Source organism: Hymenobacter sp., assembly GCF_036388155.1.
In the GTDB taxonomy this organism is placed as follows: domain Bacteria; phylum Bacteroidota; class Bacteroidia; order Cytophagales; family Hymenobacteraceae; genus Hymenobacter.
Map to the genome: position 1 here is coordinate 42,366 of NZ_DASVSI010000163.1, position 17,733 is coordinate 60,098.

Genomic DNA, 17,733 nt, shown 5'->3' on the forward strand with positions numbered 1-17,733 from the left:
ACGCAAATGGCCCCGCTGCGCTGGGCGCACTGGGGCCATTACTCACAGCTCAGAAAGAAGAAAAAGGGGTAGGAATGTTTCGTCAGCGCAGGGCCACCTCGCGCACCATGCCGCCAATGCCCCAGCCCATGAGGCGCTGCCGAATGGCTTCGGCTTCGGGCCGGTCGTTGAAGTTGCCCACGAACACGCGGCTGCGCTGCCGGCCGTCGAGCAATTCCTGGGATAGGTTCACCTCCACGTTGGGCAGCAGCGACTTGATGCGGGCCTGCACCGTGCGGGCATTGGCCGCATCCACAAAAGAGCCCGCCTGAATGAGGAAGCCCGCGGGGCAATTCGTCGATTCGGTGGCGGTAACCACTTCCTTGCTCGCCACGCGAGCGGCGGCGATGAGGGCCGGCGTTTCGGTGGGGGCCACCTGGTCTACGGCAGTGGGCACCGTGTACGTAGTATAAGCGGCTTCCGGGTCGGGGTCGGCGGCGAAGAGGGCGGCCAGGTTGTCGGGCGTGGTGGCGGGGCCCAGGGGGGTATCAGCGGCCACTATTTCGGCTACTACCGTGGCGGCACCGCATTCGGTGATGCCCAGGGGGCGGGCCGCAATCTCGGAAAGGTCAATGATGCGCTCGTGGCGGAAGGGGCCTCGGTCGGTGACGCGCACCACCACCGACTTGCCGTTTTTCACGTTCGTGACCCGCAAGCGGGTGCCGAAAGCCAGGGTTTTGTGGGCGCAGGTGTACTTGAAGCGGTTGTAGCGCTCGCCGCTGGTGGTCTTGCGTCCCTGAAAGTAACTGCCATACCAGGAAGCCCGGCCGCGCAACACGGTGGTGGCGCTGGGGGCGGCGGTTGCTTTGGTGGCAGGGCTGGGGCCCGAGGCCTGCGCCGGAGCGCTGCACAAAGTCAACAGAAGAAAAAGAAAGCTGGAAAGGACGGGTACTCTAAAGGGACGAAATAAACTCATGCTTTTTGCAGATGGTGAGCGGAACAAACATAGCCGGACTCCTTTATGAATTGCTAAGTTTCTCCGGCATCTGCTAAGCCCATTAGGCTAAAAATTGAGCTTTTTCAATAAATCTTGCATTTATTTAATTCGTCCGTTAGCATCAAAAGCAGCCGTGGAGTTACTTCAAACTATATTTTTCGGTTTTGGGCTCTATCCATTGCGCAGGTGCGAAAATTAGATTATGCGACGGGTATAAAATTTGGGCATCGGTCGGCTGCCTGCCTTCGGAAGCCGGTTGCAGAAGTCGCCTTTTTTTCGTAATGCCGCAACGCAAAAACCGTTTGTAAATCGGGCCGGTAGCCGGTCGAAAAAGGAAGCAAGCCGAAGAGGCTGCGGCGCATAAGACCAAAGCCGCCAGCCATTCCGGCGGGCTCAGGTGGGCTCCGTTGAGTAAAAGTCCGCTATACTTGCAGCGTATAGCCTCTTCTATAGTTTTTCTTAATCACTCGGAATGAACCCCATTCTTACCCGCAACCAATTTTTTGTTAAAGAGCACGTCGGCATGTTCAAGGCCGCCAACAGCTACGACATTCTCGACCTGGAATCGCAGCAAACGCTGCTGGAGTGCCGGGAGCCCAACCTGGGGTTTTTCACCAAGATGTTCAGGTTCACGAAGTACAAGACCCAAACGCCTTTTGAGATTGAGGTGAAAGACGGGGTGGGGCAGGCAGTGCTGCGGCTGTCGCGGGGCGTTTCGTTTCTGCGGTCCACGGTGCAGGTTTTCGACGGCAATGAAGTGCTGGTGGGCAAGTTCCGGCAGCGGTTGCTGAGCTGGGGCGGAAAGTTGGACGTGCTTGACACCAACGACCAGGTGATTTGCACCGTGGAAGGCAAAGTCACCAGCTTTCACTACAAGTTTCTGCGCGACGGCGAGCAGATTGCGCTGGTTACCAAGAAGTGGATGGGCTTGGGCAAGGAAATGTTTACCACCGCCGACAATTACGTGGTCAGCATCGAGCCCCAGGTTCCGGCCGCCGACGCCATTCGGCCCATGATTGTGGCCGCGGCTTTGTGCATCGACATGGTGTTTGCCGAATAGCGGCCTAGCGGGGCGGGTGGCTACCTTTGCACCATGGATTTTGGCCGCTTGCCCGACCTGCGCTACGTTGATTTTCGGCTGCCGCCCGACCACCCCGAAACCGCCCGCGTGCTGGCCCGGGCCCGGCCCGCGCAGCCCGCACCCGCCCGGCTGCACGTGGGTTGCCCCATCTGGACCAACAAAGAGTGGCTGGGCTCTTATTTCCCGGCCGGCATCAAAGAGCCCGATTACCTGCACTACTACGCGCAGCAGTTCAACAGCATCGAGCTGAATACCACGCACTACCGCATTCCGGACGCCGGTACGGTGCGGCGCTGGCGCGAGGCCGTGGGCCCGGGGTTTCAGTTTTGCCCGAAGCTGCCGCGCAGCATCAGCCACGAGCGGGAGCTGTTTCAGGCCGACGATTTGGTGGTGCCCATGGCCCGGGCCTACGAAAGCTTGGGCGACAACCTGGGCTGGGCGTTTCTGCAGCTGCCGCCACATTTTGGGCCCGAGCACCTGCCCCGCCTCGAGCGGTTTCTGCTCGACTTTCCCGAGGCCGTGCCGCTGGCCGTGGAGCTGCGCCACCCCCGCTGGTACGCCGACCGGGTGCTGGCCGATGCCGTCTTTGCCACCTTCGAAGCCCTGAACAAAACGCTGGTGATAACCGACGTGGCCGGCCGGCGCGACGTGCTGCCCATGCGCCTGACCACGCCGGTCGCCTTCATCCGCTTCAACGGGCACGGCCTGCACAGCACCGATTACCAGCGCGCCGACGCCTGGGCCGAGCGCCTGGCGGCCTGGGTGGCCCAGGGCGTGCACGACATCTACTTCTTCATTCACCAGAAGGACGTGCGCCACGCCCCCGTGTTCGCCACCTACTTCCTGGAAAAGATGAAGGCGCTCACGGGCATTGCCGTGGCGCCTCCCTTCATCATTCCCCAGCCGGTCCAGGGCAACCTGTTTGGGTAATTGCTTGGCGCGTAAACAGGCCGTCATGCAGCGCGCAGCGAAGCATCTCGCTTGTGGTAGTAACTCAATCGTGACAGCGTTAATGATTACTTACTGCACGCGAGATGCTTCGCTGCGCGCTGCATGACGGCCTGTTTACGCGTGGCTACTTTCGACGCATTGCTAAAGGCGCAGCCTTAAGACACTTGCACTTGCAGCAGCGGCCCTAGCACCTGCCATACGTTTTCGGCCAGGATTTTCTGGCCAGCCGCGTTGGGGTGCACGCCGTCGGCGAGGTTGAGCTCGCGGCGGCCCAACACGCCTTGCAGCAGGAAGGGCACAAAGGGCAGGCTGTTCTTGTCGGCCAAGGTCCGGAAGAGAGCTTTGAACTCGGTGGCGTAGTGGGCCAGGCGGTGCCCCCCAAGCGGGCCGAGGTCGAAGGGAAACTCCAGGCCGGCCAGCACAATTTGCGCCTTCGGGTACTGCCGCTTCACGGCGTCGATGATGAATTGCAGGTTTTGGGTGGTTTCGCGGACGGGAATGCCGCGGATGCCGTCGTTGGCGCCCAGGGCAAGCACGAACACGTCGACCGGGTGCCGGGCCAGCACCGAAGCCAAGCGCTGCCGGCCGCCGGCGCTGGTTTCGCCGCTTACGCCATAATTATAGGCCTTGTAAGAAAGGTCTTGCTCGTCGAGGCGCTGCTGAAGCAGCGCTGGGAAGCTTTCGCTTGCGCGCAGGCCGTGGCCCGCTGTCAGGCTATCGCCAAAGAAAATGATATTTTTCATGCTAGATACCAAACAGCCGGAACGGGGTATTGGTGCCGGCAAAACGGGCTTTAGCAGTACCAAATAACCTGTTTCCTGGCTGTAGCAAGAGCAAGGCGGAGCTACGCAATCAGACCTGCCTAGGGCGCAGTGAATCCAATTAATTCCGATTTAATTAACAGAACAAGAAATAGTTGCTTACTATTCGACCGGCTTAGGGCCTTGAGTGAGTAGCAGCAGAAAAGTTGCTCATCCAGAATTTCCTCATTCAGCAACCGCTTTTCCCACTCACCCACTTTTTCCAGCAATGAAAACAACTCTTACTCTTTTGGCTGGCCTGGTGCTGGCGGGCGCTGCGGGCGCTCATGCCCAGGCCCTGACGGGCACCGTTACGGTGGGCGGCACCACGCCCACGTACGCCACCCTGACGGCCGCCGCGGCCGCCCTGCAAACCAACGGCGTAGGCCCCGGCGGGGTGACGGTGGCCATTCGCCCCGGCACGTACCCCGAGCGGCTCGTGCTCAATAACATCGCCGGCTCCTCGGCGGCCAACCGCATCCGATTTGTGGGGCGGGGCGGCAACGTGACCCTGCGGCCCGCGGGCACCGCCGCCACCACCGACGCGGCCGTTCTAATCACGGCCTGCGACTACCTTACGCTCGATTCGTTGAACGTGGCCGACGGCGGCAGCACCGCGGCCGACCAAGTGGAAGTCGGCGTCAGCATCACCGGCACCGGCACCAAAGGCAGCACCAACGTCACGGTGAGCAACTGCGCCATTCGCCTGGGCGGCGGCACGGCCCCGGCGGCGGTGCCCGGCTCGCGCGGGGTGCAGATAGTATCGGCCGCTACGGCTGCCAGCGGGGCCAACAACAACAACCGCATTGTGAACGTGCAAGTTGACCGGGCCAGCACGGGCATTCGCCTGGCCGGGGTGGCGGCATTCTCCGGGGCGCCCACCTTCACCGATTCCGGCAACGAGGTGGTTGGCTGCGTGCTGGGCGGCCAGCGGTTCATCGGGCTCGACGGCGGCAGCGGGACAGCCGCGGGGATTTCGGCCGCGGCGCAGCGCCGGATGCGTCTGGTGGGCAACCGCATCGACAGCGTGCTGATTCGCAACGCCAGCCCGGCACTTCCGGTCAGCGCCTCGGCCTTTAGCTTCGACAATTCGAGCGGGCTTGTGGAGAACAACCGCGTTGGTTATGTGCGCTTTGCGGGCACGGGCGGCTCGCAGGCCCTGGGCATTCGGGCCAGTGTCATCCTCGGCGATACCCTGAAGGTATTCAACAACTTCATTGGCGGCATTCAGCGCATCGATTTCACGGCCAGCACTACCGATAATACCCTCTACGCGCAGGGCATCTGGATATTCCGGCAAGCGGGCGGCGGCGGGCTCACGCAAGCTTTTCACAACACCGTTGTGCTGCCGGCGGCCGCTGCCCCGGTGGCCTATTCATCCGCCGGCTTTTACCTGACTGGCGGCAGCACGGGCTTGTTTCCGGCAGAGCTGCGCAACAACATTATCATCAATCGCCTCAGCACAAGCGTGAGCACGCAAAACGCGCTGGCCGTGGTCGACGGCAACACCACCCGCGGCAACCTTACCAGTACCAACAACGTGCTGCTGGCTCCCGGCACCAACGGCGCCATTGGCCAGACGGGCCGCGAGCTGGGCGGCACGCGCATCACCTCCGCCACGCTGGCCGACTGGCAAACCAATTCTACGTACGACGCCGGCTCGGTCAGCAAGCCCATTGCGTTTGTGAACGAGGCCGCCGGCGACTTGCATGTGGCTGGCGCGTCGGTTGGGGACCGCGCCCTCGCCAGCCCGCCGCTGGCCGCCGTGCCCCGCGACATCGACGGCGCCCCACGCAACCCAACGGCCACCTACCGGGGCGCCGATGAAGGGGCCACGCCCCTGCGCACGCAGGCCGCGCAAGCCGCGCGGCTGCGCCTGGAGGCATACCCCAATCCCACGGCCAACGCCCTGACGCTGAATTACCAACAAGAAACACCCGGCGCGGCGCACTTTACCGTGCGGGATGCCGTGGGACGCCCCGTGCGCACCCTCACCGGCGCTTCCCAACGGGCTGGTGTTCAGCAGCAGCGACTGAATTTGAGTGGTTTGGCGGCGGGCGTATACTTGGTGCAGATGGCCGTGCCGGCGCCAAACGGCACTTGGACAACCGCCACGGTACGCGTGGGCGTGGCTGCCAATTGAGAGTGAGACGTAAGTAGGAAAAACCAAGCAGCAAGATTGCAGGAGACGGTTTCTTAAGGTGCGTCTCCTGCAATCTTGCTGCTTGGTTCTTTCTGCTTACATCTTATTCACAAGGAGTTAACGTGAATAAGCCCGCCAAGCGGCTACGTTTGGCGGGCTTTTCTTTGGTAATGGGCGGGGAGTGAAGCGGGGCTATTCTACTATTTCGAGCACGGTGCGGAACGAGACGTACTGGCCGGCAAAACGGGCTTCCATGTCGGCGCGCAGGGCGGGGGCGCACACGCGCTGGTATTCTTCGAGCTGCTCAACGCTGATGCAGTAGTACTGGGCGGCGTAGGTGATGCCGTTGTCTTCTTCGTTGAGGAGGCGGCAGAGCTGGCTTTTGAGGAAAAAGCCAGTTTCCATCACCTCGGGCATGTGGGTGGTACGCATGTAGTCCAGCCACTGGTCGGCTATGGCGGGCTCGAGGCTACTGGTGACGTTGTAAAGAATCATGGGGGCAATGGGTGAATGGGCGAATGAGTGAGTGGGCGAATGAAAAGGTCAAAGTTGGCAGAAACGAAAATATTCGCTTCTTCACCCGTTCACTCCTTCGCCCATTGACCTCACACCCGCATGGCGTCGAACTGAAAATCAGTAATACGGGCCTGAATGTCTTTTGGCGAAAGCTTTTCGGCGGCGGCGGCTTGGGCCAGGGCCGGCAGTTCGGCGTCGCCGGCCAGGCGGAGGCTCAGAATCTGGCTGAGGGTGAGCTGCTTTTCCAGCGCTGCGAAGCGTTGGCCGCTCACTTCAAAATACCGCTGGCGCACTTCGAGCCGGCACACCCGGTCTTGCAGCTGCAGGGCGTAGTGTTGGCGCAGCATTATCAGCACGCCCAGGCCAACCACGGCCACGGCCGCCACGGTGAACCACAGGCGGGCAATTTCATCGTCGTTGCCGGCCACGTTGAGGTAGTGCTTGATGCCGTAGCCCGCCAGGATAAGGGCCAGCGGCAGCAGCACGAAATGGTGCCAAGGGTAAAACTGAACGGTGTTTTTGGTGGGAGTGGCCATGTAATTGAAATAGAGAAACGGCGCAACAGTGAGCGCCAGGGCAGCGGATAGGGGCGTAAAAAAAGCTCCGGCCGGGGCCAGAGCTTTTGTAGACGAGTACGGGCCGGAGTTATTTGCTGGCCTTTTCTAGTTCTTTGGCGCGCTGCTTTTCGGCTTTGGCCTGGGCCTTGGCGGCGCGCTCCTGCTTTTTGGCTTCGCTGGCGGCTTTGCGCTGCTCTTTGAGTTGGGCTTTCTGCGCTTTCTCTTGCTCGCGCTGGTCTTTGAGCTGCTTTTTCAAGTCTTTTTCAGCGTTCTCCTGCTCTTTGAGCTGGTTTTTGCTGTTGCGCACCGACTGCTCGGTGCTGCTAGACTGCTGCTTTTGAGCTTCGTAAGCGGCTTTGGCTTCGTCGGCTCGCTGCTTTTGCTGCTCGGGAGTGAGCGGCACGGCGGCGGGGTCGGTGGTCGTGGTTGGAGCCGGAGTGGTGCTGGTAGGAGTGGTTTGGGCCGAGGCGGCCGAGGCGGTGGTCAGGGCGGCCAGGAGGGCGGCGCTGAAAAGAATATTTTTCATAATCGGAGTTAAAAATCAAGCAATTACTGCTTGTACTCTCTAACGTAACCCGTAGCCGAAGGTTGATGAGAGGAGCTTTGCAACGGGCTATTCTTCCACGTAGTCAAGGTCTTTGCCGTAGGTTTCGGGCAGGGTGCGCACGGCCCACACGGCCAGCACCAGCGTGATGCCGCCCAGTGCCAGTGCGCCGGTCAGAAAGCCCCATTGCTCGCTCAAGTACTTGAAGGCCGGCACGAGGCCCACCACCGCGCCGCGGGCAAAGTTGGGGGCGGTAGTAGCCACGGTAGCGCGCAGGTTGGTGCCGAATTGCTCGGCGGCCACCGTTACAAACAGCGCCCAGAAACCCACTGAGATGCCCAGCACAAAGCACACCGTGTAGAACTGCGTGGGCGTGGCGCCGCGCAGCATAATCAAGTACGTGGCCACCATGGCGGCGCAGAAGCCCAGGAACACCAGCAGCGCCTTGTTGCGCGAGTGCCACACCTGGCTGAGGGCGCCGCTCAGGAAGTCGCCAAACACGAGCCCGAAGTAGCACCAGAAAACCGCCAGCCCGGCCGTGACCTCGCCCGTAATGCCCAGCTCGCGGCCAAACTCCGGCGCCAGCGTGACGAGGATGCCCACCACAAACCACAGCGGCACTCCTATTAGTAGGATGCGCAAGTACTTGCCCAGCCGCGTCGCATTGGTGAACAAGCTCAGGAAGTTGCCGCGGCTGACGCCCGTTTGGGCCTGCACCTGCTGGAACATGCCCGACTCGAGCACGCTCACGCGCAGCAACAGCAGCAGCAGGCCCAGCCCGCCGCCCACGAAATAGGCATTGCGCCAGCCAAACTTGGCCACCCAATACGCCAGCAGCGCGCCGCTCACGCCGATGGTGGCCACTATCATAGTGCCGTAGCCGCGTTTTTCTTTGGGCAGACTCTCGCTCACCAGCGTGATGCCCGCGCCCAGCTCGCCGGCCAAGCCGATGCCGGCAATGAGCCGCAGCCAGGCGTACTGGTCGATGGTGGTGACGAAGCCATTAGCAATGTTGGCCAGTGAGTAAAGCAAGATGGAGCCAAACAACACCGACAGCCGGCCCTTCTTATCGCCCAAAATGCCCCACAAAATGCCGCCGAGCAGCATGCCGCCCATCTGCATGTTTATCAGGAAAAGGCCCTGGTTGGTGACTTCGGCGGGCGCAGTAATGCCCAGGGTTTTCAGGCTCTCGACCCGGACAATGCTGAACAGAATCAGGTCATAGATGTCGACGAAATAGCCCAGCGCGGCCACAATGACCGCGGCGGTGAAGACCGTGTTTTTAGTAGGGTGGGAGGCTTGCATGGCGAAATGTAGCACGGGCCGCATAAATCGGCCCCCGCGCCCTAAGCCCGTCATGCAGCGCGCAGCGAAGCATCTCGCCTGCTACCACTACTTACCACCTCACGCAAGATGCTTCGTTGCGCGCTGCATGACGGCCACGCTTTGTGGGTTAGCCGCGTTTAAATGCCACCGTCTCGTGCAGCTAACAGCCGCTGGCGCAGCCGCCGGGCGTCAGGCCGTCTTCCACCTGCACGGTGCTGTGGTGGATGTGAAACTCGTTTTCCAATTCCTTGGCCAGGCGGGCCAGCCAGGCGGCGTCGGCCCCGCCGGGGCGCACGAGGTGGGCCGTAAGGGCGGCGTCGTGGTCGCCGCTGCTCAGGCTCCAGATGTGCAGGTCGTGCACGCTCACCACGTCGGGCTGATTCAGTAAAAAGGTGCGCACAGCTGCCAAGTCGATGCCATTGGGCACCGCCTGCAAGCCCAGCCGCACGGTGTCGCGCAGCAGGCCCCAGGAGCTCACGGCAATCATGACCAGGATGCCGAGGCTGATGAGCGGGTCGAGCCAGGTCCAACCGGTCCACATCACCAGTCCGCCGCCCAGCACCACGCCCACGCTCACCAGCGCGTCGGTGAGCATGTGCAGGTAGGCGCCCCGCACGTTCACGTCCGACTTCTGCCCCGCCCGGAATAGCCAGGCCGTGAACCCGTTGATGGCAATGCCAATGCCGGCCAGCACCATCACCGACCAGCCGTTGACTGGGGCCGGGTGGCGCAGGTGGTCAATGGTTTCCCACAAAATGAACCCCAGGGCCGCGTAGAGCAAGGCCGCATTCAGCAGCGCGGCCTGAATGGTGGCGCCCTTGTAGCCATAGGTATAGCGCGCCGACGACTTGCGACCCGCCAGCCACGCCGCGCCCCAGGCCAGCGCCAGGCTCAGCACGTCGCTCAGGTTGTGGCCCGCATCGGCCAGCAGGGCCGCGGAGTTAGCTGCCAGGCCGCCAATGGTTTCGGCCACCACGAAAGCCAAATTGAGCCCGATACCGGTGGCAAAAGCCGCGCTGAAGGCGCCCCCGGCGGGCGGTGTGGCGTGAACGTGGCCGGCGTGGCTGTGGGCGTGGTGGTCGTGGGGCATGGCAGAACGCGTGGAGTACACGAAGAACACACCGGCGGCGCATTCGGTGCCGGTTAGGAACTACAAACCGCGGCCAAGAAAAACGTCATGCAGCGCGCAGCGCAGCGCAGCATCTCGCGTGCCACCACTACCCAGTGACTGCGGGCGAGATGCTTCGCTGCGCGCTGCATGACGGGCAATGGGGGTATTTTTCCAGCGCACGCCCTACACCGCGGCGGCCGTTCGCGTCAGCACCTCGTCAATCAGGCCATACTCCTTGGCTTCGTCGGCCCGCATCCAATTGTCGCGGTCCGAGTCGTCGTGGATTTGCTGGTAGGTTTTGCCGGTGCGCTCCGCGTAGATGCCGTAGAGCTCTTGGCGCAGTTTCACCACTTCGCGGGCCGTAATCTCAATGTCGGCCGAAGGGCCCTGCACGCCGCCCGAAGGCTGGTGAATCATGACGCGGGCGTGGGGCAGAGCCGAGCGTTTGCCGATGGCGCCGCCGCACAGCAAGAAGGCCCCCATGGACGCGGCCAAGCCGGTGCAGATGGTGGCCACGTCGGGGTTCACGTACTGCATGGTGTCGAAAATGCCCAAGCCCGCGTACACGCCGCCGCCCGGCGAGTTGATGTAGAGCAGAATGTCTTTCCGGGCATCAGCCGACTCCAGGAAGAGCAGCTGGGCGTTGATGATGTTGGCAATGTGGTCGTCCACGGCCTGCCCCAGGAAGATGATGCGGTCCATGATGAGGCGCGAAAACACGTCGATTTCGGCGAAGCGCGTGGGCCGCTCCTCGATGACGGAGCGGGTCATGCCCGTAAAGTGCTGGCGGGCCAGGCCTTCGGCATGGGTCAGGTACTGGTCCACGGCGAGGCCGTTGAGGCCCTGGCCGTGCACGGCGAACTTGCGGAATTCGGGAGTGGTCAGCATGAGAATTAGGGAGATAAAAAAGGGCATAGCGGGGCCGGCCAGGCTGAAAAGCACGGGGCGGAAAACCCGTAATGCGGGGTGAGAAATCAGTGGAATGAAGTAGCGGCGTAACCGGTGGCGTCTCGGCGGCCGTGCCGTTCGGGCGTCGTTGAAGGTTCGTTCAGGGGGCGTTCAACGACGAGACTCCAACCGTTGCGGCGTTACCTCGGCCACAGGCGGCGCAGCCAGGCCGGCCAGCCCGTGGCGCGCGGCCCGTGCAGCTGCTCGTGAATCTGGCGCAGCTCGTGGCGTAGCTGGCGGCGGCCGGCCAAGCGCAGGCCCTGGTACAACTGCTGCTGCGCTACCGTGTCGGCGTGCAGGTCGCCGTCAATCAGCAGGCGCACGTTCCATTCGTGGGCCGGCAGCGCCGCGGGCCGGTGCAGCAGCTGCCGCTCGATAAACTGCAGACGTTCGAGTTCGGAGCGCATGGCTTAATACTCAACGGTTTCGGGGGTGACCACGGCCCGCACGGCTTGCCGCAGCCGCTCCAGGCACTTGAACTTCTGCACCGTGGCCGAGCGGACGGTGCGGTAGCCCTTGGCCGCGGCAATTTGCGTGAGCGGCTGCTGGAAGTAGTAGAAATCCAGCAACAGGCCCTTGCACTTTTCACCCAATCGTTCCACGTAGTCGAGCACGGCAAACCCGGTTTCCTCGGCAGCGGGCGGGGCGTCGGCGGCCAGCGTGGGGTCGTCGGGCAGGGCCTCGTGCGGGAGGCGGGCGCGGCGGCGCTGCTCGTGGTGCCACAAGTTGCGACTCACGCTCACCAGATAGGTGCTGGCCGAGGCCGTGAGCACCAGCGTGCCGCCCACGGCCTGCTCGTACAAGATGACCAAAGCATCCTGAAATACGTCTTGCGCGTCTTGGTCCGTGCCGCCGTGGCGGCACACGTAGCGGCGCACCAACGGGAAAGCCTGTCGGTAGAGGCGCGTCAGGGCCTGCGCGCGGTTGGCCAGCAGGGCTACGCGGAGGGCGGTGGCGGGCGGGGAAGTAGTCATCGAAGTAGACATGGTACTAATTAATCCACTTCGGGGGCAACTATCACCTTGGCCAGGAAAAATAGTTGGCTGCAGGCCCCGGAAAATTGTCTCAAAATGGCCGGTGAATGGCCGGCGCGCGTTTTCCCTGGCCAATACCTTTGAGGCAACAACGACAACCCGTATGAGTGCCTTACCCCATGTTGTGTTTGTGGTGCCGCCGGGTGTGCATGTGCTCGACCTGACCGGCCCGGTGCAGGTTTTCTACGAGGCGGCCACTTACGGCCAGCCCTACCAGCTCACGTACTGTTCCTACCAGCCGGCGGTGAGCAGTTCGGCCGGCCTGGGCCTGAGGCCGTTGGTGCCGTTTGCCGAGGTGGCGCTGCAGGCCGGGGATTTTGTTTTCGTGCCGGGACTGGAAATGGAGTATTTGCGCTCGGCGGCGTTTCGGCAGGAGGAGGCGTTTTTTGCGTGGCTGCGCGCGCAGCAGGCACGCGGGGCCCGGCTTTGCTCCATCTGCACGGGGGCTTTTGTGCTGGCCGAGGCTGGACTGCTCGATGGACACAAATGCACCACGCATTGGCGGCGCTTGGCTGAGCTGCAAGCGCGCTTCCCGCGGGTGCAGGCGCTGCCCGACACGCTGTTTGTGGAAGATGGCGGCGTTTATACCAGCGCCGGCGTCACGGCGGGCATCGACTTGGCGCTCTACTTGTTGGAGGAGCAGCACGGGCCGCTGTTTGCAACCAAAGTAGCGCGCGAACTGGTGGTGTACACCCGGCGCGGCGGCGCGCACAAGCAGCAAAGCATCTACCTGGACTGCCGCAACCACCTGCACTCGGGCGTGCACCACGTGCAAGACTGGCTGGCCGAAAACCTGGCCGCCAGCGCCACCCTCGAAACGCTGGCCGAGCTGGTGCACATGAGCCCGCGCACCCTCACCCGCACCTTCCGCAAGGCCACCGGTATCAGCATCAACGAATACACCACCGCCTTGCGTCGGGAATTGGCCCACACCCTGCGCCACAACCCGGCCCTGACCCTGGAAGCCATTGCCGCCCAGTGCGGCTTTCGCAACGTCCGCCAGCTGCAGCGCATCTGGTCGAAACCCACCGCCTGATTCCCACCACTTAACTCCCTGCTGCTTATGAAAGCTGTTCGCATTCTCTTGGTCTTGTTGGCCGCGCTGTTTTCCGGCTCCACATATTCCCAACTGGCAGCCAAGGCCGGCACCCTGGCCTGGCATTGCCCGCCCTGCGACCGGGCCTGCGACCTCACGGCCGCCGCCGGGCCGGGCACCTGCCGCGACTGCGGCATGGCTTTGGTGCAACGCTCCGCCGCGGCCGTGGACTCGCTGCGTAGCCAGCGCCTCCAAGCAGCCCAAAACGAGCCGCCAAAGAAAAACGTGGCCATTCTGGTGTTTGAGGGCATGGAAATCCTGGACTTTGCGGGCCCGAGCGAGGTGTTTGCCGTGGCGCCGGGCTTCAACGTGTACACCGTCGCAACCACTGCCGCCCCCATCAAAAGCCAGGGCTTTGTGTCCATCACGCCCAATTACACCTTGGCCAACTGCCCGGCCCCGGACATCGTGGTGGTGCCCGGCGGCTCCACCGACCCGCTGCTGCGGGACGAGGCACTCGTGCGTTGGGTGCAGGCCTCCGCCACGCGGGCCGAAGTGATGCTGTCCGTCTGCACCGGCGCGGTGCTGCTGAGCAAAGCCGGCCTGCTCGATGGCAAGCAAGTCACCACCTTTCACAGCTACATCGACGAGCTACAACGCGTCACGCCCAAGGCCACCGTGCTTCGCAACACGCGGTTTGTGGATAACGGCCAGGTAATTACCACCGCCGGCATTTCCGCCGGCATCGACGGCGCCCTGCACGTGGTGGCCAAGCTGCGCGGCGAAGAAGCCGCCCGGCGCACGGCTCAGCACATGGAGTACGACAAGTGGCAACCCAACCAAGGCCTGGTGGTGAAAGCCGCGCCGCCCCAAGCGAAAAGCAAAGCAGCGGGCGCAGCGCGCAAGAAGTAGCGCGGAGGCCCCCCGACGCCAGCAGCCTAACGACTACTTAAACGCCAGCGGCACCACCAGACGCACGCTCACGTTGCGGCCTTGGTTGAACACCCCACGGCGGCCGTTCGCGGCGTTGAAGTCGGCGTATTTCAGGCGGCTGAGGTGGCTTTGGTAGCCCACGTCGAACAGGTTGTTGGCCGTGATGAAGACGGAAAACAGCGTTTGACCCTGGGCGTTGGCCAGGTCCGAGCCCAGGCCGGCGTTAATCAGGGTGTAGCCCGGCGTGGCCGTTTCGGTGTCGAAGGCGGAGAAGAAGCGGTTTTGAGCAAAGGTGTGCTCCAGCTGCACGCGGGCATACGGATTGGTGATGCGCTTGCCCTGGCGGCGGAAGTTGGCTCGTAGCTCCGACTGCAGGCGGTCGGCCGGAATGAAGGGCAGGTACCGCTCGGCTTCGGGGCGGTCGAGTTGCTCGGCGCGCACCATCGAGAACGAGTTTTCGAAGTGCAGCCAGTCCAGCGGGTGCGGGTGAAAGTCGAGGCTGACCTCGCCGCCCAGCAGCCGGGCCTGGCCCTGCTCGTAGCGAAACACGCCGTCGCCCTCCACGCTCAGCGAGTCGGCGCCGCTGGGCGTAAGCAGGCGGCGCGTAAAAATGTAGTTGTCGATGCTGTTGGCGAAGGCATCCACGCTGAAGCGCACGTGGTCGCTCACGTAGCTCACGCCCGCATCAACCTGCAGGCTGGTTTCGGCGGCCAGGTTCGGCTGGCCAATTTCGTAGCGAATGGTGCCCTCGTGGATGCCGTTGGAGCCCAGCTCGGCGATGTTGGGCGCCCGGAAGCCGCGCGAGAGGTTGCCCTTCAGCGTCCACCGCTCGTTCACGTTGTAGGCCGCGCCCACGCTCCCGCTGTAGTTGCGAAAGGTGGTGGCAAAGCCCGCAAACTTGGTTTCCGCGTCGGGGGCGTCGCTGGTGGTGGGCTGCTCGTCGCCGTCGAGCCACAGCGCATCGGCCACAATGCGGCGCACGTCGTAGCGCAGGCCGCCGCTGATGTCGACGGCCCCGAAGGTCTTTTTGGCCACTCCAAACAAGCCGCCCTCGTTCAGGCGGTAGGCCGGAATCAGGAATTCCACGCCCAGGTTGCGGTTTTGCTGGTGCAGGCCGCTGGTGCCCACGGTCAGGTTCCAGCCGCTCATCTCGGGCAGGAAGTAGCGCAGGGCATAGTCGACAGTGCGCAGCTGGAAGTAAAGCGAGGTTTCTTTGGGGTCGAACACGTTGCCGTATTCGCGCCGCAGGTTTTGCTGGTAGCTGGCTTGCAGCGTCACGCGGGAGCCGTTCTCGCCCAGAATGAAGTTGTTTTCCGTGCCGATGCGCAAGTGGTTGATTTGCTGCTGGGGCACGGCCAGCCCGTAGCCGCGCAGGTCGGCGTCGGTCACGGGCAGCACGGCGGCGCTGTCGGCCCCGGCTTGGTCGAGGCCGGCGGGCACTTCTTTGGTGAAGCGGCCGGCTTCGTCGCGGGCGCCTTCCGTCAGGCCCACGCGCTGGTTGAACGAGCTGAAGGCGAGGTGCGAATAACCCCAGCTTTTGTTTACGCCCACGTAGCCGTTGGCGTCCCACTCGTTGAAGCCGGAGTTATACACGCGGCCGTCGTAGCGGTTGCGGTAGGCACCGGCCACCTTACGCGTGCCGCGCGCCAGCCAGTTCAGCCCGTTGAGGTTGCCCGCGTTCTGGAAAGAATAGCCCTGTTGGTGGTTGTTGGTCTGGTAGTTGGCCGTGGCCACGCCCGTGATGCGGCCCTCCGCCACGGGGTCGGGCGCCACAAAGTTGATGACGCCGGCCATGGCATCAGAGCCGTACAGCAGTGAGCCAGGCCCTTTGATAATCTCGGCGTGGTCGACGCTGAATTCGTCGATTTCCACGCCGTGCTCGTCGCCCCACTGCTGGCCTTCCTGCCGGGCGCCGTTGTTCAGGGTCACCACGCGGTTGTAGCCCAAGCCGCGCACCACGGGCTTGCTGATGGCGGCCCCGGTCGTAATCTGGCTCACGCCCGGCGTGTGGGCAATGGCGTCGATGAGGTTGGAACCCGACGTCTGGTTGAGGCGGGTGCGGTCGACCACGGTGGTGGGCACCGGCGAGCGGCGCAGCTCCGTGGCCTGCGACACGCCCGTCACCACTACTTGCCCAATTTCGGTGGCGGCGGCAATCAGCTTCACTTCCACGGGCTGCCCGCTGCCCGTGTCCACGGTTTGCGTCACGGTGTTGTAGCCCAGCGAACGAATTTGCAGGGTGAAGCGCCCGCGGGGCAGGTTGGCAAAGGAAAAGCGGCCATCGGCTTCCGAAGCCGTGCCGCGTTTCAAGTCGGAGAACAGTACCGTGGCGCCGGGCAGGCCCTCGCCGGTGGCGGCATCCAGCACCCGGCCCGTGAGCGGCGGGGCCACAGCTCGGGTGCGCGGGGCCGCCGGCAGCGGCGCTGTTTGCGCCACTGCGCCGAAAACAGAAGCACTCAACAGCAGCGCCGTGAGCGTAAGAGAATGAGACATATAAAAACAAAAACTGCCGCATAAACGGCAAATCAGCTCACAAAGATTAAGAAAGGTCATACGCTAGCCCGCACCGCATCAACAAACTGTCACCCCGCGTCCTGGCGTCGCTTGACGTCTGGCCCAATAAGTGTCCCGCTCCGTTGGGGCCCGGGCCGTCGACCTGGAACTTGCCGTGGGCAAGCATCTCTGCCGCTTCGTTGCAGCGAATCGAAAGCACTCACCAATTAGTTGCTCTCGTGGTAGAGACGCTTGCGACGGCAAGTTCCGGGTCGACGGCCCGGGCCCCAACGGAGCGGGACACTTATTGGGCCAGACGTCAAGCCGTAATCAGGCTGCTAAATATCAATTCGTTGTTGAGGGCTGCCGCGGCGCGCGTGCCGCTGGCGGCGGCCAGCAGCGCTTGCTGCAGCGGCCCGGCCATGTCGCCCACGGCATACACGCCCGGCACGCTGGTCAGGCCGGTTTCCGTCACTTGCACAAACGTGCCGTCCGGGCTGAACGCGCAGCCGAGCTGGGCGGCCAAGTCGCTGCGCTGCCGCTGCATGGGCCGCAAAAACAGCGCGTCAATGCCCAGGCGGCTGCCGTCCTGAAACTCCAGCGCCCGCAGGCAGCGGATGCTCCCGTCGAGGGCCGCTACCGGATTTTCGAGTACCCGCACTTGGAGACGGGCGAGGTGTTCTTGTTGGGCGGGGGTCAAATCGGCGGGGCCATCGGTGCACAGGGTTAGCTCGGGGCTCCATTGGTGCAGCAGCACGGCTTGCTGGTAGCCGGCCTCGCCGCGGCCGTACACGGCCACGCGGTTGTAGCGGTTTTCCCAGCCGTGGCAATAGGGGCAATGGTAGGCGCCGCGGCCCCACAACTCGGCCAAGCCGGGCACGGGGGGCAACTCATCGGCCACGCCGGTGGCCAGCAGCAGGGCCGGCGCCGTGGCCTCGGCGCCCGTGGCCAAAGTCAGGGTAAAGCCCTCGGCCGTGGGCCGAACTTTGGTGGCGGCGGTAGCGCAAATCTCTACGTCGTAGGGCCGCAACTGCTCGCGCCCAATGCGCAGCACCTCCTGAGGGGCAGCCCCGTCGCGGGTAAAAAAGCTGTGGGTGTGAAAGGCGGGCGCGTTGCGGGGCGGGCCGCCGTCGAGCACCAGCACCCGGCGCCGGGCGCGGCCCAGCACCAGGGCGGCGCTCAGGCCGGCGTTGCTGGCGCCCACAATCAGCACGTCGTAAGTAGGTTGGGCGGGCCTTGGAAATTTGAGCATGGTCAGGCAGAAAAAAAGTGTTCGGATACCTC

17 protein-coding genes are annotated in these 17,733 nt (G+C 63.4%); 5 read left to right on the forward strand and 12 right to left on the reverse strand.

Annotated features, from left to right (window positions below; all coding sequences use genetic code 11):
• Positions 1-82: 82 nt before the first annotated feature.
• Positions 83-898, reverse strand: coding sequence for a septal ring lytic transglycosylase RlpA family protein (locus VF629_RS23025; protein WP_331060857.1), 816 nt, complete (start codon positions 896-898; stop codon positions 83-85).
• 550 nt (positions 899-1,448) lie between these two features.
• Between VF629_RS23025 and VF629_RS23030 the strand changes: the two genes are divergently transcribed.
• Entirely contained in the window at positions 1,449-2,036 is a 588-nt protein-coding gene (locus tag VF629_RS23030) for a phospholipid scramblase-related protein (protein WP_331060858.1), read from the forward strand.
• Between the two features lie 33 nt (positions 2,037-2,069).
• On the forward strand, positions 2,070-2,987 hold the full coding sequence (locus VF629_RS23035; protein ID WP_331060859.1) for a DUF72 domain-containing protein: 918 nt from the start codon (positions 2,070-2,072) through the stop codon (positions 2,985-2,987).
• Between the two features lie 176 nt (positions 2,988-3,163).
• On the opposite strand, the gene VF629_RS23040 is transcribed toward VF629_RS23035, so the two are convergent.
• Positions 3,164-3,751: an arylesterase gene (locus VF629_RS23040; RefSeq protein ID WP_331060860.1), complete on the reverse strand. Its 588-nt coding sequence runs from the start codon at positions 3,749-3,751 to the stop codon at positions 3,164-3,166.
• 286 nt (positions 3,752-4,037) lie between these two features.
• Here VF629_RS23040 and VF629_RS23045 point away from each other — a divergent pair, with 286 nt between their 5' ends.
• Positions 4,038-5,951 (forward strand): T9SS type A sorting domain-containing protein, encoded by a 1,914-nt coding sequence (locus tag VF629_RS23045; protein ID WP_331060861.1) that lies wholly within the window; start codon positions 4,038-4,040, stop codon positions 5,949-5,951.
• A 192-nt stretch (positions 5,952-6,143) separates the two neighbouring features.
• Here VF629_RS23045 and VF629_RS23050 read toward each other — a convergent pair whose 3' ends face one another.
• The 8 genes from VF629_RS23050 to VF629_RS23085 all read right to left on the reverse strand — a co-directional run bounded on the left by VF629_RS23050 (position 6,144) and on the right by VF629_RS23085 (position 11,939).
• Positions 6,144-6,446 (reverse strand): DUF4286 family protein, encoded by a 303-nt coding sequence (locus VF629_RS23050; RefSeq protein WP_331060862.1) that lies wholly within the window; start codon positions 6,444-6,446, stop codon positions 6,144-6,146.
• Between the two features lie 110 nt (positions 6,447-6,556).
• Positions 6,557-7,003: a DUF6526 family protein gene (locus VF629_RS23055; RefSeq protein WP_331060863.1), complete on the reverse strand. Its 447-nt coding sequence runs from the start codon at positions 7,001-7,003 to the stop codon at positions 6,557-6,559.
• 109 nt (positions 7,004-7,112) lie between these two features.
• Complete coding sequence (locus VF629_RS23060; protein ID WP_331060864.1) at positions 7,113-7,550, reverse strand: hypothetical protein; 438 nt, start codon at positions 7,548-7,550, stop codon at positions 7,113-7,115.
• Between the two features lie 87 nt (positions 7,551-7,637).
• Entirely contained in the window at positions 7,638-8,873 is a 1,236-nt protein-coding gene (locus tag VF629_RS23065; protein ID WP_331060865.1) for an MFS transporter, read from the reverse strand.
• Positions 8,874-9,054: 181 nt separating this feature from the next.
• A complete protein-coding gene (locus VF629_RS23070) occupies positions 9,055-9,984 on the reverse strand; it encodes a cation diffusion facilitator family transporter (protein ID WP_331060866.1) in 930 nt (309 codons plus the stop codon).
• Positions 9,985-10,188: 204 nt separating this feature from the next.
• Positions 10,189-10,893, reverse strand: a complete 705-nt coding sequence (locus VF629_RS23075) for an ATP-dependent Clp protease proteolytic subunit (protein WP_331060867.1) — start codon at positions 10,891-10,893, stop codon at positions 10,189-10,191.
• A 200-nt stretch (positions 10,894-11,093) separates the two neighbouring features.
• Positions 11,094-11,360, reverse strand: a complete 267-nt coding sequence (locus VF629_RS23080; protein WP_331060868.1) for a hypothetical protein — start codon at positions 11,358-11,360, stop codon at positions 11,094-11,096.
• 3 nt (positions 11,361-11,363) lie between these two features.
• Complete coding sequence (locus VF629_RS23085) at positions 11,364-11,939, reverse strand: sigma-70 family RNA polymerase sigma factor (protein ID WP_331060869.1); 576 nt, start codon at positions 11,937-11,939, stop codon at positions 11,364-11,366.
• A gap of 151 nt (positions 11,940-12,090) precedes the next feature.
• Here VF629_RS23085 and VF629_RS23090 point away from each other — a divergent pair, with 151 nt between their 5' ends.
• The gene (locus VF629_RS23090; RefSeq protein ID WP_331060870.1) at positions 12,091-13,023 is read left to right on the forward strand and encodes a GlxA family transcriptional regulator; all 933 of its coding nucleotides are present in this window, start codon (positions 12,091-12,093) and stop codon (positions 13,021-13,023) included.
• Between the two features lie 27 nt (positions 13,024-13,050).
• Entirely contained in the window at positions 13,051-13,935 is an 885-nt protein-coding gene (locus VF629_RS23095; RefSeq protein WP_331060871.1) for a DJ-1/PfpI family protein, read from the forward strand.
• A 33-nt stretch (positions 13,936-13,968) separates the two neighbouring features.
• On the opposite strand, the gene VF629_RS23100 is transcribed toward VF629_RS23095, so the two are convergent.
• Entirely contained in the window at positions 13,969-16,449 is a 2,481-nt protein-coding gene (locus VF629_RS23100) for a TonB-dependent receptor (RefSeq protein WP_331060872.1), read from the reverse strand.
• Between the two features lie 319 nt (positions 16,450-16,768).
• Positions 16,769-17,701, reverse strand: a complete 933-nt coding sequence (locus VF629_RS23105; protein ID WP_331060873.1) for an NAD(P)/FAD-dependent oxidoreductase — start codon at positions 17,699-17,701, stop codon at positions 16,769-16,771.
• Positions 17,702-17,733 lie beyond the last annotated feature (32 nt).

Excerpts from the sequence above, each read along its gene's own strand:
- VF629_RS23035 (WP_331060859.1), top strand. The coding sequence starts at position 2,070 with ATGGATTTTGGCCGCTTGCCCGACCTGCGCTACGTTGATTTTCGGCTG.
- VF629_RS23045 (WP_331060861.1), top strand. The coding sequence starts at position 4,038 with ATGAAAACAACTCTTACTCTTTTGGCTGGCCTGGTGCTGGCGGGCGCT.
- VF629_RS23100 (WP_331060872.1), bottom strand. The coding sequence starts at position 16,449 with ATGTCTCATTCTCTTACGCTCACGGCGCTGCTGTTGAGTGCTTCTGTT.
- VF629_RS23105 (WP_331060873.1), bottom strand. The coding sequence starts at position 17,701 with ATGCTCAAATTTCCAAGGCCCGCCCAACCTACTTACGACGTGCTGATT.
- VF629_RS23040 (WP_331060860.1), bottom strand. The coding sequence starts at position 3,751 with ATGAAAAATATCATTTTCTTTGGCGATAGCCTGACAGCGGGCCACGGC.
- VF629_RS23065 (WP_331060865.1), bottom strand. The coding sequence starts at position 8,873 with ATGCAAGCCTCCCACCCTACTAAAAACACGGTCTTCACCGCCGCGGTC.
- VF629_RS23095 (WP_331060871.1), top strand. The coding sequence starts at position 13,051 with ATGAAAGCTGTTCGCATTCTCTTGGTCTTGTTGGCCGCGCTGTTTTCC.
- VF629_RS23075 (WP_331060867.1), bottom strand. The coding sequence starts at position 10,893 with ATGCTGACCACTCCCGAATTCCGCAAGTTCGCCGTGCACGGCCAGGGC.
- VF629_RS23055 (WP_331060863.1), bottom strand. The coding sequence starts at position 7,003 with ATGGCCACTCCCACCAAAAACACCGTTCAGTTTTACCCTTGGCACCAT.
- VF629_RS23030 (WP_331060858.1), top strand. The coding sequence starts at position 1,449 with ATGAACCCCATTCTTACCCGCAACCAATTTTTTGTTAAAGAGCACGTC.
- VF629_RS23060 (WP_331060864.1), bottom strand. The coding sequence starts at position 7,550 with ATGAAAAATATTCTTTTCAGCGCCGCCCTCCTGGCCGCCCTGACCACC.
- VF629_RS23090 (WP_331060870.1), top strand. The coding sequence starts at position 12,091 with ATGAGTGCCTTACCCCATGTTGTGTTTGTGGTGCCGCCGGGTGTGCAT.
- VF629_RS23070 (WP_331060866.1), bottom strand. The coding sequence starts at position 9,984 with ATGCCCCACGACCACCACGCCCACAGCCACGCCGGCCACGTTCACGCC.
- VF629_RS23080 (WP_331060868.1), bottom strand. The coding sequence starts at position 11,360 with ATGCGCTCCGAACTCGAACGTCTGCAGTTTATCGAGCGGCAGCTGCTG.
- VF629_RS23085 (WP_331060869.1), bottom strand. The coding sequence starts at position 11,939 with ATGTCTACTTCGATGACTACTTCCCCGCCCGCCACCGCCCTCCGCGTA.
- VF629_RS23050 (WP_331060862.1), bottom strand. The coding sequence starts at position 6,446 with ATGATTCTTTACAACGTCACCAGTAGCCTCGAGCCCGCCATAGCCGAC.